Annotated in this window: 14 protein-coding genes; 8 read left to right on the forward strand and 6 right to left on the reverse strand. The window is 40.8% G+C overall.

Features of this window, described 5'->3' with window-relative positions; all coding sequences use genetic code 11:
* Window positions 1-46: 46 nt before the first annotated feature.
* On the reverse strand, window positions 47-691 hold the full coding sequence (locus HM131_RS16760) for an MOSC domain-containing protein (protein ID WP_085030842.1): 645 nt from the start codon (window positions 689-691) through the stop codon (window positions 47-49).
* Complete coding sequence (locus HM131_RS16765; RefSeq protein WP_085030843.1) at window positions 681-1427, reverse strand: YkgJ family cysteine cluster protein; 747 nt, start codon at window positions 1425-1427, stop codon at window positions 681-683. The genes HM131_RS16760 and HM131_RS16765 overlap by 11 nt, the downstream gene beginning before the upstream one ends.
* Window positions 1428-1591: 164 nt before the next feature.
* Here HM131_RS16765 and mreBH point away from each other — a divergent pair, with 164 nt between their 5' ends.
* Window positions 1592-2599, forward strand: coding sequence for a rod-share determining protein MreBH (mreBH, locus tag HM131_RS16770; protein ID WP_085030844.1), 1008 nt, complete (start codon window positions 1592-1594; stop codon window positions 2597-2599).
* Between the two features lie 75 nt (window positions 2600-2674).
* Here mreBH and HM131_RS16775 read toward each other — a convergent pair whose 3' ends face one another.
* On the reverse strand, window positions 2675-3889 hold the full coding sequence (locus HM131_RS16775) for an EAL domain-containing protein (protein WP_085030845.1): 1215 nt from the start codon (window positions 3887-3889) through the stop codon (window positions 2675-2677).
* Window positions 3890-4243: 354 nt separating this feature from the next.
* On the opposite strand from HM131_RS16775, the gene HM131_RS16780 reads away from it, so the two are divergent.
* From HM131_RS16780 to HM131_RS16790, 3 genes are all read left to right on the forward strand, one after another.
* Entirely contained in the window at window positions 4244-4555 is a 312-nt protein-coding gene (locus tag HM131_RS16780) for a hypothetical protein (protein ID WP_085030846.1), read from the forward strand.
* 53 nt (window positions 4556-4608) lie between these two features.
* Window positions 4609-4968 carry a DUF1428 family protein gene (locus HM131_RS16785; RefSeq protein ID WP_085030847.1) on the forward strand — a complete coding sequence of 120 codons (360 nt, stop codon included), beginning with the start codon at window positions 4609-4611 and terminating at the stop codon, window positions 4966-4968.
* A gap of 88 nt (window positions 4969-5056) precedes the next feature.
* Window positions 5057-5977, forward strand: coding sequence for a ketopantoate reductase family protein (locus HM131_RS16790; RefSeq protein ID WP_085030848.1), 921 nt, complete (start codon window positions 5057-5059; stop codon window positions 5975-5977).
* Between the two features lie 34 nt (window positions 5978-6011).
* Here the strand turns inward: HM131_RS16790 and HM131_RS16795 are convergent, their stop codons facing one another.
* On the reverse strand, window positions 6012-6491 hold the full coding sequence (locus tag HM131_RS16795; RefSeq protein ID WP_232324809.1) for a M15 family metallopeptidase: 480 nt from the start codon (window positions 6489-6491) through the stop codon (window positions 6012-6014).
* 415 nt (window positions 6492-6906) lie between these two features.
* Here HM131_RS16795 and HM131_RS20980 point away from each other — a divergent pair, with 415 nt between their 5' ends.
* Window positions 6907-7476 carry a C40 family peptidase gene (locus HM131_RS20980; protein ID WP_232324810.1) on the forward strand — a complete coding sequence of 190 codons (570 nt, stop codon included), beginning with the start codon at window positions 6907-6909 and terminating at the stop codon, window positions 7474-7476.
* A gap of 266 nt (window positions 7477-7742) precedes the next feature.
* On the opposite strand, the gene iadA is transcribed toward HM131_RS20980, so the two are convergent.
* Together iadA and yfcC are read right to left on the reverse strand one after the other, a co-directional pair.
* Window positions 7743-8909, reverse strand: a complete 1167-nt coding sequence (gene iadA, locus HM131_RS16805; protein ID WP_085030850.1) for a beta-aspartyl-peptidase — start codon at window positions 8907-8909, stop codon at window positions 7743-7745.
* A gap of 24 nt (window positions 8910-8933) precedes the next feature.
* Window positions 8934-10427 carry a putative basic amino acid antiporter YfcC gene (gene yfcC / locus HM131_RS16810; protein WP_085030851.1) on the reverse strand — a complete coding sequence of 498 codons (1494 nt, stop codon included), beginning with the start codon at window positions 10425-10427 and terminating at the stop codon, window positions 8934-8936.
* 165 nt (window positions 10428-10592) lie between these two features.
* On the opposite strand from yfcC, the gene HM131_RS16815 reads away from it, so the two are divergent.
* The 3 genes from HM131_RS16815 to HM131_RS16825 all read left to right on the forward strand — a co-directional run bounded on the left by HM131_RS16815 (window position 10593) and on the right by HM131_RS16825 (window position 13620).
* Window positions 10593-12602 carry a sigma-54 interaction domain-containing protein gene (locus tag HM131_RS16815; RefSeq protein ID WP_085030852.1) on the forward strand — a complete coding sequence of 670 codons (2010 nt, stop codon included), beginning with the start codon at window positions 10593-10595 and terminating at the stop codon, window positions 12600-12602.
* 78 nt (window positions 12603-12680) lie between these two features.
* Entirely contained in the window at window positions 12681-13316 is a 636-nt protein-coding gene (locus tag HM131_RS16820; RefSeq protein WP_085030853.1) for a hypothetical protein, read from the forward strand.
* A gap of 112 nt (window positions 13317-13428) precedes the next feature.
* Entirely contained in the window at window positions 13429-13620 is a 192-nt protein-coding gene (locus HM131_RS16825; RefSeq protein WP_085030854.1) for a hypothetical protein, read from the forward strand.
* Window positions 13621-13630: the final 10 nt, after the last annotated feature.

Consider the following 13630-nt stretch of genomic DNA (forward strand, 5'->3'; position numbering starts at 1 on the left):
CTCCTTTTGTACTTTTCATTTGAATCCTTACTCTAAAGACATCGGGTTATGTTTTTTGGAGCATTTTTTCCAAAGTCTCCCTAAGGCTTCCGGAAAGTGCATCGACTTTGAGAATCCGTTTGATTCGATCTTGATTCTTTCTATCATGATAACGGACATTGTTAACATCACTTACTGAGATTTGATCAGGATGACGTTCGATTAAAGTCATCATGTCTCCAGGTGTCACATCCCCCTCTTTGAGCACTCGGAGGTAGAACCCCGTATAGCCGCTGGCTGTCACTTGAGCAGGAAAGTCCTCGATTCCATGTGTCCTGGCAATGATATAACAAGGTTTCCTTGGTTCGGTAACCTGAACTATTGCTTCCCCCAACTGAAAAATGTCCCCGATATGGACATTCGTTTCTTCTATGCCTTCTACGGTAATATTCTCACCAAATGCCGGAAAGGAAAACGGCTGATCATAATGGTTTTCCCAATGCCGATAATGCTGGGCCGGGTAAAGGCAGACCGCCTTGTCACGCCCGCCATGATTTTTTTTATCGGCTTGTTCATCTCCATCGAAATTAAGAAAGGTTAAAAAAGTCATTGATTGTACTGGCTTTTTACGGTAAGCACTCTCCAACTCACCCTTATCCGTTTGATAGACTTCCGGTCGTCCTACATTTAATGATAACAGCTTATACTTCATCCAACGTCCCCTCTCTCCATTTTAATACCCAAGCTGGTAGATAGTCATAGCTCCAGGCATCCATCGGATAATCGACAAAGACTTCTTCCCCGTTCTCGTATAAAGCCTGTATGAGTTCATTTATAGCACCGAAGTAGTAGGTGTATAGAAATTCGTAGCTGAACGGTTCTTTCGGCATATGATTTTCTGCGCATACTTGAGGATCACTATAGTTCAAGTATGTTCGGCACGGAACCGGTCGAACTTCATAGGCCATGCATAACTGGTTCTCAGGATCTAACATCGGACAAGGCAAATTAAGCTTCTTATACTCCATTTTTGTTTCTGGATCTTCTGGATCCATGGTAAATGCCTGAGCCAACTTATTTTTTTGATTGGAATAGTAATGTTCCCAGTGCTCAAAAATCGCATTCTTTCTCTCTTCAGAGAATTGTTCAATCGACCTGAACAATATTTTTGCCTCCATCCGACTTACAACAATTGGAAAATAACAACAAAAAGCACAGCCTTTAAAACAATTTGGCTTCATATTACTGAATGATTCCATTCTCTCAATTTCATTGTCAATTTCAGTCAATAAGTTTTGAAAACCTTCAAGAATGACGGCTTCTGTATCTAATTCACTATTTAAAAGGTCATCAACAATTTCATCGAAAAACACTGGATCAATTTCGTATTCTTCGTTGATTCGTTCGCATTTATTCAGTATTTCCTGGTGTTTTAAAAAACGTGTCATGACGAAAACTCCCCTATTGATCGTTGCCTCTATTATACATGTTTCTCCAACCATTTAACTACTCATGATTCTCCACCAATTTCCTCTTGTAAGACCCCCAAAAAACTCATATCATGATAGAATGTCATATAAGAGAATCTGTTCATCTTTGGAGGTACGTCTAAATGCTATCAAACGCTGAAATTGGTATCGATCTTGGTACAGCAAATATATTAATCTATTCTAAGTCAAAAGGAATTCTATTAAATGAGCCTTCAGTCGTAGCTTATAATACGGAAACGAAAAATGTTGTTGCTGTCGGTAAAGAAGCTAAAGAAATGGTCGGAAAGACCCCAAGAAACATTATCCCTGTAAGACCTTTGAGAGACGGAGTCATAGCAGATTATGATATGACTGCTCAAATGTTGAAAGAACTACTTAAGAAGGTTTCCAAAAAGTCAGGCCTATCCATGCGTAAGCCAACAGTCGTCATTTGTACACCATCCGGATCCACTTCTGTGGAACGCCGCGCAATCCATAACGCAGTGAAAAGCTACGGAGCTAAACAAGTTCATCTTATTGAGGAGCCAATCGCTGCTGCTATTGGTGCAGACCTGCCTGTAGACGAGCCAGTCGCTAACGTGATCGTTGATGTCGGCGGAGGTACAAGTGAAGTAGCTATTATCTCCTTCGGCGGAGTTGTTTCATGTAAATCTATTCGCACAGGCGGAGACGTTATGGATGAAGAGATCATCCAATATGTCCGCAAAGCTTATAATGTATTGATCGGAGAACGCACAGCGGAACAAATTAAAATGGAAATCGGTTATGCGTTAATCGAGCATCCTGAACTAACTATGGAAGTTCGTGGACGGGATATGGTTACAGGCTTACCAAAAACGATTGAATTGAAATCTACAGAGATTCAGTCTGCTTTAAAAGAATCATTAGAACAGCTGCTTGAAACCATCCGCGCAACTCTCGAAGAATGCCCGCCGGAATTAAGCGGAGATATTGTTGATCACGGTGTCATCCTGACAGGAGGCGGCTCACTATTGAACGGTATGCAGGACTGGCTTTCCCAGGAGATTTCCGTTCCTGTCCATATGGCCCCAAGTCCATTAGAATCCGTAGCCATCGGTACAGGCCGCTCCCTGAAAATGATTCAAAAGCTTCAAAAGGCCTCTAAATAAAATAAAGTGTGGGAAGTAACGACCTTCTTTCCTCACATAACTAAACCCGCTCAGGATACTCCCTGAAGCGGGTTTTTAAATAAGCAGACATTCATGATCATAAATAAAGGAATACCGGATATCGATAAATAAAAAATACTGATTAGATACAGGTACACTAAACGTACGAATCATTTCTTTTGTATCAATATCAGAATAAATGTCGGATAAAATTCCTTTTCCTGTCGATTTCATCTGCATCACATTTTCTAAAAAATATGGACGAAATGCCCAGTTTGATCCTCTCTGCTCTGGCTCAAGCTCCCAACTATTCACTCTTTTCCGAAAGTTTGAGGAGATCTGTTGGCCATCGCTGTTACAGACGAACATCCGAAAGCTTTCTTGATGAAAACGGTCTTTCACTAAATCAATAAAAGCGTCCACTTTCTTCGGTCCTTCCCACTTTGGCAGCAGTTCACGAACTTTAGTTTCCCATTGGGTTATAAGATGAAGCCGTTGTTCCACCAGAGACTTCTCGCGAGTAATATAAGCAGAAATTTTTTCGCTGAGATTCAAGGTCAAAGCCTCTTTTGTTACGAGATAATCGGAAGGTTTTGCTAAAAAGAATCCTTGATAGAACCTACCTCCATGCTTCCACGCAAAATGAAGCTGAAAATCGTCTTCTATATTCTCAAATAATAAGGCCGCTCCAATCCTTCTCGCAAGCATGGACAGGGAGTACATGACATCATGAAAACCTTCTGCATTTTGATTTCGGATAATTGTCGTATCAATTTTCAATATATGCGGTTCAAGCTGACGGATTCGGTCGATATTCGAGCTTTTTGCACCGACATGATCGACAGCTATTTGAATGCCGTATGTCTTATAATATTGAAGCAAATGACTGAGGACTTCGAATTCTTCATCAAAATCATGCTCTGTCACTTCAATTACAATCCGGTTCATAGAAAACCCTTTCTGTTCAAACAAAAGCAACGTCTGCAGTAAGTCTTCTCCATCGTTTACCATCAGCTGTTTAGCATTCCGGTTGATAAATAAATTGCCTTCCATGTTTGACTGCAGCATCTCTCTCATGGCTATTTTTAATAAATACTGATCCACTTCAACTTTAAATTCATCAGGTACTTCTTTATCATGAAAGAACGGACCAAGACTCATCCAGCTCCCTTCGTTGTGATAACGCCCCAACACTTCATATCCAATCACATCATGTTTTATAGCGCTGACAATCGGCTGGTATACTGGCTTAATGTTATGTAAGTCGCTTACGATATCTAATGGATCCATAGGTACCCCTCCTTCATTAATAAGTTTATTCGTTATGATTTCACAAAATGGTTCATTGCAACAAGTATTTTGAGGAAATTCCTTACAGGGTTGTGAAGCTTACTATCTTAATAATAATTCTCTGTCACCCTCCAAATTCCCTTTTCCTAGAGTAGTTCCAAGTATTTCTTCCTATTGGAGGAATTTCGCTGTAAATGTCGAATTCTATTTTAGAGATGTGCGGAAAGAAAGTCTAAAAAGTAGCTTCCTTTCCCAGGCATTTGATAAAATATCGTAAGGATCACACTCTCAAGGCATGCGGTTGGAAGACCGCTTTACGTCTTGCCCATTGCTGTAAATAAGGAGTTAAATCTTATGAAAATCTCTACATGGTTAAAGTGGATAACTGGAATTTGTGAAGCCTTTCTTGCCATTCCTATTGCTGGAGGTGCGTTTATTTTAAGTACAGGCTGGCAGGCACTGATCCTCATGTTTATTTTCCACCTGGTAGCCTTAGTTTTCTCTGTAAAAGAAAACCGCTCCTTTGCAGGAAGCGTTCTCGGCTTAATCACCAACGCTATTGGTGCTTTGCCTTTCGTCGGCTGGATCATGCATACGATTACAGCCATTGTCCTGCTTGTTGATGCGGGAGTATCGACAAGGACTGACAAAGTTTCAACATCCTAAATCTGGAAGACTAAGTTCAATGTTTGACCAAAAGAGTTCTGGAGGGAAATGGTATGTACACTGTCATTTGTTTCTTTAGGGTAAAGAAAACAGACGTAGAGGAATTTGTAAAGTTAACCAGACATTCAGGGGAACTTTTAAAATCCCATGGAACCCTCGAACATCATATGTTTTATGCAAATGAACTCACAGGACGACAAGGATCCATGGGCATCCTCAACCTGATTGAGATGGACGAGGATGAAGAGCTTCTGCTTGGCCAGTCCATTTTCGAAAGTAAAGAGGATTACTATAAAGTAATGGAACAAATCGGTTGTAATGACATTATTCAATATTTGAACCAGCACATTAAAGACATCGTTGAAATGAGCCGTGTTGTCACGTCAAGTTTTACTACAGAAATCCCTCAATAATTTGAGGGGTTTTTTCATAAAGCGGATGACTGGTGTCCACAACGGAAGATGGTATGATAAGAGTAGACATTACTTGGAGGTGGGATTGATGAAAATTGTTGTACTAGGCGCCGGTGCTCTTGGTGCTTATTTCGGAGGCCGCTGGCAGGAAGCTGGTCATGAAGTGGTCAATTTAGTTCGGGATGGTCGTGCGGAACAAATCCAGAAACATGGATTGCAGTTACATAGTGAAATGGGTGACTATTTAGTGCCCGAGCCAAAAATCGCAACTTCCCCAGAAGAGATCGAAGACCCTGATTTAGTATTTTTAGCCGTGAAAGGCTACCATCTTCACGGTACAATCGATTGGCTGAAAAATCTTGTTGAAAAAGGCGCTAAAGTCTTTCCCGTTTTGAATGGTATGGAACATATCAGTATTTTAAGAGAAGAATTAGGTGAGGAAGCTGTCATTGGAGGCCTGTCCTATATCATTGCAACATTGGATGAAAAAGGTCATGTCGTCCACACCAGTCAATTCCATGATCTCGTCTTTGGTCCTTTACACCCTTCACAACAGCAGATTTGCGAAGAACTTGCACTCGCTTGTAATCAAGCAAACCTCAACGGTACATTGAGTCCAAATATCTTAGAAGAAATGTGGAGAAAGTATATGTTCATCTCCTCTTTTTCCGGGATTACTACGGCCGTAAACCAGACGATCGGAGAAGTACGCAGTTATCCTCAAACCTTCAGAATCGCAGAAAGAATTCTAGAGGAGATGAGGCAGCTAGCAAATGCCCACCAGGTCAATTTAACAGAAGAGGATGTGGCGACTGCGTTCGAACGTCTTCGAGGCCTTGACCATGAAATGACTTCTTCCATGCATCAGGATCGAAGAAAAGGGCTGCCGTTGGAAGTTGAGCACCTTCATGGCGGTGCACTTCGCCTCGGCAGTGAGGTTGACCTCGCTATGCCTTACACGGAGACAATCCATGCAATGATCAAGCCTTATGAAGCCTACCAAGCCTAAAAACAAAAGGCGTCTCATAATTTGAGACGCCTTTTTATTTTTCAGCATATTGGTCCACTTTTGGACGTTTTCCATATTGTAATTCACGAATCGTCAAACCAAAATCCATCTGTAAATGAGGATAATCTTTAAAATTGGAAAAGTCACCGCCCCATACAAACCCCATATCCTTTGCGATAGTCACGACTTCCATCCAATCAGACTCCCCGTTTTTATTATCATCACGTGTCATATCCCATGCGACATCCCCGTCGTCCAGTTTAAGCGCGAAGTCTATCGCTAAGCCATAGTTGTGGAATGATTCCCCACCTTTAGCATAGGTGACGATACTCCCATCTGTAGAACGTCCACGTTCATAAAGCTTATTTTGTCGTTCCACAGAACGATGCCCTTCTGTAATTATAATATCAATTCCCTTATTTTTTGAAGTCGCAATCAATTCATTTTTGTATTCTTCAACCTTAGGATGGAGCACGGTGGGCATAGGCACATCCTTTTTCTGAAACGGAAGCATGAAAGAACTATCCAGCTTTGGCCAGAGAACAAAAAAGACCACGCTGATACTTAGCAGAAAAAAACTAAATGTTAGCATATTGGATAGGATTCTCATCTCGCAGACAACCCTCTCTTATTTCTGTTGATTAATTAGAGAATACCACATAGATGAAAAAAAGAGGAATAGAAGGAATCTATGGAAGTTTCCATAAATGGATAAATATAGTATATTGTCAGATAGATAGATGCATGAGGGGGGCTTTTTATGAGATCCATTTACATTCTGCTATCAAACACTGGCTCATTTACAAATCGAGCCATCAAGACATTTACATCAGCACCATTTAACCACGCTTCCCTTGCCCTGGATAAAAATATGAAGAGGATATACAGCTTCGGAAGACGTAAACCTACTAATCCTTTTTGGGGAGGGTTTGTTCAAGAAGACTTTGTTCAAGGAAATTTTAGCTGGTACCCTTACCGCTACTTGTGCTGTTTATGAATACAAACTGTCTCGCAGAAACTATCAAAAGCTTGAAAGACTGGTTAAAACTTTTTCCAAAAACTACAAAACCTATTTCTATAACTACGCAGGCCTGCTAGGCGTGCCAATTAATCAGCCAATTGAAGTACCCGCAAGTTATTTTTGTTCCCAATTTGTATCTGAAGTTTTAAAACGCAGCGGTGCGCCATTATTTGCAAAATCCGACTCTTTGGTCACACCTGATGATTTCAGACATCATGAAGACCTAAAGCTCATTTATGAAGGTCCGTTGTATGAGTACCCCTTTCTATATTCAACTCCTTTCTACCACCCAAAAAAGTATCAATCCTTTCCTTTTCGTAAATATGTCAAACAGCAAGTGAAGTCAGAAGTGCTCGGCATTTATGAAGAAGAGGGCCATGTCTATCAATTTCGAGATGGGTTTGCCAAACCAAAGAAAATTCTTCTCTCTAATAAGTGGCAGAAGCTTAAGCATTTTTTTAATAGAAGAAAAAAATAAATAGGGTGGGACATAAGGCATAAGAAGAAAGGAAGTCGAACAATAAGATAAAAATATGGATCAAATAGAAAGGGTGTAGTAATCAAGCATCCACAGACACCTGCGGAAACAGGCCGGGTCGAAAATTGGAAGAGGCTAAGACCGTGCCCGTGGAAAGCGAAGGATGGTGACCGAGAGGTAATTGCTAAACAAAGAAAAAACCGAACGAATGCATACACATTCTTCGGCTTTTTCTTATGATAGGATTCTTCTGTCCCTGCCTCAGGCTATTCGAATGTCCCTTTCACAACCGCTTCTCCGTTTTTGACCATTTTCCTGCCTAAAGCGATTACGGTTTTAATAGAAAGTGTTTCTTTATCAAGTAGTACGAGATCTGCATCCATCCCTTCTTTTACTGCCCCCTTCGTTTTTAATCCGAGAATATGAGCCGGGTTGGAAGTAACGACTTGAAGGGCATTTTCTAAAGGTATGTTAAATTCCTTAACCGCTTCGACAAATGCTTCATACATGGAATGAATCTTGCCGACCTTCATCCCGATTAAATTTCCCCCTGCATCAAAATCAGGCAGGCTGCCTTGTGCATCCGAGGTGAAGGTCATTCGTTCGATCGGTACACCTGCTTCAAGCATTCTCTTCAAAGCTTCACTACTTTTCACTTCTCCATCCTCAATGAACTTAGGAATCGTACTTGTTGTGAAATCTACATTCCCGCCTCTTTTAGCGTAATCGATGCCTGCTTTAAATAGTGAGGGATTACGATTGATATGCGTAGGGTAAAATTGGGTAATCGGTATGTCTGTAGTTGCAATCACCTTTTCGATGATAGAAAGGCGATCTTCACTGTCTCCTACATGAACATTCACCACGCCTTTTTTCCCAGAAAGCATCCCGCCAATTCTTGCTTGTGAAGCAATCTTCGATAATTCCTCTACCGTAGGCTGAGAAGATCTATGATCGGCGATGGCGATTTCGCCTGCCCCAATAATGAGATCGATCAGAAGGATATCATCCTCTATTTTCCCGGTTAGTGTCCGTACAGGAACTTGATAAGAACCTGTATGAGCGTAACAGGATATCCCTTCTTCCTGGAGAGCCTTAGCCTTTGCTATCAGATTCGTCATGGTTCTCGTTGTTCCATCAGTGCCGATCACTCCTACGACGGTCGTTACACCACTCGTCGTTGCATCTGCCAGCTTCAATTCAGGGGTTCTGGAGCGAAAACTCCCCTCTCCACCTCCCCCTGTAATATGCACATGGCCATCGATGAAGCCTGGAGCTAGTATCTTTCCATCAGCTTCAATTACATCGATGAAATCATTAGATAGTTCAATACAGTCATCAATGCGGGCTATTCTCCGATCTGCAATCAGTACATCTTTTTTCCCTAAAGGATGAGGATTATAGACGGTTGCATTTTTTATTAGTGTAATCACTTGTCCTTCCCCCTTTGTACCAAGTTAACTAAAGTTAATCAGAACTGCGGCGATAATAAACACACTTGCCAGTCCGAATAAGAGCAATTGAAATTTAATAATAAAAGCGAACCATTTCCCCCAGTCCAGTCGAGCTGCTCCAAGTGTACCCATTAAAGCAGCGGACGTCGGTACGATGATATTCGTAAGACCGTCTCCAAGCTGAAACGCAAGAACAGCGACTTGACGAGTAACACCTGCGATATCAGCAAGCGGAGCCATCAATGGCATTGTAAGCGCCGCCTGTCCTGACCCCGATACAACGAAAAAGTTGAAGATCGACTGAAAAACAAACATCAACCAGGCTGAGATCACTTCCGGAACACCTTCAAACAGTTGGCCAGCTGAGTGCAGGATCGTATTTAATACAGAAGCTGAAGTTGGATCATCTCCTCCTAGAATGATCACGATACCTTTTGCCATACCAACAACTAAAGCTGCAGGAAGCAAGTCCTTCGCCCCTTGAGCAAACCCTTCAGCGATATCATTGACTTTCATATTATTTAATCGGAATAGGACACCAATAATCCCAGCTACAAGTCCAATTGTGAAAAATTGGCTTGCTATCTCTGGGATATAATAAGCATGCTGCACGACACCCCATATAATCCAAGCTACACCAAGCACTACTGTTAAAATAACAAGCATGTGGCCTGTCCTGAAGTTTACTTTCATATCTTTATGATCAAAGTCGTCTCTAAAATATTGGTCCGACTCGTAGGATAATGATTGGGTCGGATCTTTTCTAATTTTACTTGCATACTTCCATGTATAAAATGTACCAACAGCCGTAAACACCAGCCACATCGCCATTCTAAATGGCGTACCGGATAGTACAGGAACATCGGATACCCCTTGAGCAATTGCTACACCGAACGGGTTCATCCATGAGGTCCCAAAACCGATCTGAGTAGCTACATAGGTAATCATGATGCCTGTAATCGCATCATAACCGAGAGCAATAACTAACGGAACTAGAATCATAGCAAAAGCAATCGCTTCTTCTCCCATTCCGAATACCGCTCCACCTAAAGAGAATAGAAAGAACATAACAGGAATGATAAGTACTTCTTTACCCTTTGTACGATCAATGACAGATAGAATTCCTTCCTCCACTGCCCTTGTCCGCATAATAATTCCAAATGCCCCTCCAATAATAAGAATGAAGGCAACGACTCCTACCGCTGAGCCCCATTTATCTCCAGAAACCAGCCCTTCAAACACATAGTTTAGAAGACCAGCTCCTCCCCCAGGTTCAAATAGACTTGTTCCCTCTGTCGCTCCTTCTTCTGCCGTAGTAAAACTTTCTGGTATTAAAACTGTACGGGATTCTTCCGCACCCGAATGTTCATACGTCACTTCTTTTGTTTCGAACATACCTGCCGGGATCAGATAAGTTAATATAGCAGCGAATAATACGACAAAGAAAATGATGACGTACGTATGCGGCATTTGAATGCCTTTCTTTTTATCTTTCATCTTACTCCTCCTATCATTTATTTCCTCACTTTCTATTACATGCAAGAAACATGCCAATTCATAATTCTGAATATTCCGGCGTTATTTCCTTTAAAAACATAAAAAAGTTCCTATTGGGTGTTATAATTAAAACCTAAAACAAACCAAAAGGATGATGAAACGGTCATGAAAAATCGATTGACTCTCATAACTGGTACCCCTGAAACAAAAGAAACGCTGCACCAGCAGCTAGAAGATATTTTAGGAGAGTACATCTTAATTAACAGCTACGCTGTAGATGAAGCGATCCCAGAACGAGTTTCAGATGAGCTCGTCATTTTTTCATCCGATCTTATTGAAAAAGAGGCGTCTCATCTTGTATCCAATGAATGCAAACGAATGACAGCAAAAAGAACCATTAACTATCAAATGATTAACCAATTGTTTGAAATCAACAGCGGAACAAAAGTTTTGTGCGTAAATGATGCACCACAAATGGCGCAGGAAACCATAGAAACCCTAGAAAAAATAGGGATGACTCACCTTGCTTACACTCCGTACTCCCCTGGCAAAAAAGCCCCTTCCCACATCAAAACAGCTATCACACCTGGAGAAGCTAGAATCGTGCCAAAATCTATCGATCAAGTGATAGACATCGGTGTACGGCTAATCGATATAACGACGTTAATTGCCATTCTTGAACACTTCCATCTTAAAGAAAAGCTGGGATGGACGATTTCCAATCGATACACAGGAAAAATTATAGAATTAAGTCAAAGGCTTGCCGAAGTGAATCGTCAAACCAAGTTATTGAACCAGCATCTCCAGCAAGTGGTGGACGGAGTTAATGATGGGGTTATGGCCATTGACCGCCACCAGCGTGTTACAGTTTTCAATCCTTTTATCGAAGAATATAGCGGATTATCTCACGTCCATGCTATTGGAAAAACTTTGACCCAACTGTTTAAAGAACCAGAATTGCTATCCTACATGTCATCCCCTCAAGATGAAGGGAAATATTTCACGATGAACGGGTACAATTTAATGGTTTATAGGATTCAATGGAAAGAAAGCGACAACATACTTTTCATCTTTAAAAACACGGATGAAACAATAACGATGGAAAAAGCAGCAAGAAAACAACTCATGAAGACAGGCTATATGTCCAAATACAGCTTTGAAGATATTATTGGGAAAAGCCCCGAAATCCTTCATACCAAAAAAATTGCGAGTAAATTAGCCAAAACCGAGCTTCCGGTCTTAATCCAAGGAGAAAGCGGTACTGGCAAAGAGCTTTTTGCTCACTCCATCCATAATCAGTCTAATCGTGTACTCGAACCTTTTCTAGCTGTGAATTTCAGCGCTCTTCCTGAAGACCTTCTGGAAAGTGAATTGTTCGGCTATGAAGAGGGGGCCTTCACAGGAGCGAAAAAAGGCGGAAAGAAAGGTCTTTTCGAGCAAGCTGATGGAGGTACAATTTTCCTGGACGAGATTGGAGATAGCAGTTTAAAGCTTCAAGCTAGACTCTTAAGGGTCATTCAGGAAATGGAATTGCGAAAGATAGGTGGCACCAAAACGATTCCGATCAACGTTCGAATTATTGCGGCTACAAATAAAGACCTGCTCGAATTGATTGAGGATGGAAAGTTTAGAGAAGATTTATATCACAGGTTAAAAGTTCTATTTTTACCGATTCCTCCACTGCGCAAAAGAAAGATAGATATCCCCTTGCTAGTTGAACAATTTTCAATTGAAAACAACATTCCAGAACACAAATGGGATCATGATCTGATAGAGACGTTAACGCATTTTAACTGGTACGGAAATATACGAGAACTGAAAAATACTGTCTCCTACTTGTCTATTGTAGCGGATGGCGAAAGAATTACTATTCACGACCTCCCCGGAAAAGACTATTTCCAAACAGCAAAGATCGAACCTGAGAGCATTGTCGATCACCAATTAAATACGAAAGTGTTAACAGCAGTAAAAGAACTGAATGATTCATCCAAAAACGCGAGTCGAAAGAAAATAACCGATATTCTTTCTAATGAGGGAAGTTCTTTGACAGAACAACAGATTCGAAGAATACTGGAAAACTTGAAAAAATCAGGGTATGTAACGATCCGAAGGGGACGGTCCGGCACGCAAATTACTCGGGAAGGCGTTCAATATATACAAAGTTCGATAAACTAAATAGATTCATGCCCTGTCAGAATATAGGTCAAATGATATAATAAGAGTATCTATTGTCGGAAAAGGAGGGAATCGACCATGAAGCTTTTGGAACGAAAAATGAGCAAAACCTTCTATGAAATCTTCATGATCACCCTCGCCGGCCTCTCCATTGCGACCATTTGGCAAAAAACAGGCTATAACAGTTTCATTGTCTGGGGAACGTGGAGTATATTTTTCCTAGACTTTCTATACAGACTTTTCAAAAGCAGGAATAAATGGGACTTTGTTAAGAAAAACCCTTTTATCGTGATTGCAGCTATTCCACTCGATGCTATATTTCAGTTTGCACGGGTAGCTCGCATCCTTCACCTTCTAAGGTTGAAGTCCATTACGAAATACTATACAATGCCGCTCATCCGTTTCTTAAAGAAACAACACCTTTTATTTGTTTCAGGTGTCACCTTCTTTTTAGTCTTTCTATTAATCATCCCTCTTAACCTTATTGAAAATGAAATTGAAACTTACAGCGATGCATGGGTAAGTGCCATCCTCTCCCTCACTTTTTTCGGCCGCTCCGGCTTTGAACCTGAAACATCAGCCGGTCATATCATCATCGTCATTTTCACCATTCTTGGAGTCATCATCCACGGCTTGATCATCAGTACAGCCTTTGACTTTTTGTTCAAATCTTCCTTTGTAAAATCCATTAAAAATAAGCTTACTAAATCCTAAGTTTAACCGTCCTTATGAGGGCGTTTTTTATTTTTCTCTACTAAACTACTAGTTTAACATTTCCATAAAAAAGGAATCGTATTCGGTAACATCATTCACAGGAGGTGTAACTGTGGCAGATAAAAATGAACAAAGAAAACAAAACGACAATGAAAGTTTCAAAGAAAAATTCAAAAAAGAGCAGTTAATGGACGAAATTCCAAACGAAGATGTGAAGAAGGAAGAACGCGAACAAGAAAAAGGTGAAAAATCTAAAAATGATTCTTCTACTGAAGAGAAATATGATGAGGATCTACGACCATAAATAAAATGAG

It is taken from the genome of Halobacillus mangrovi (assembly GCF_002097535.1).
Taxonomy (GTDB): Bacteria; Bacillota; Bacilli; order Bacillales; family Halobacillaceae; genus Halobacillus; species Halobacillus mangrovi_A.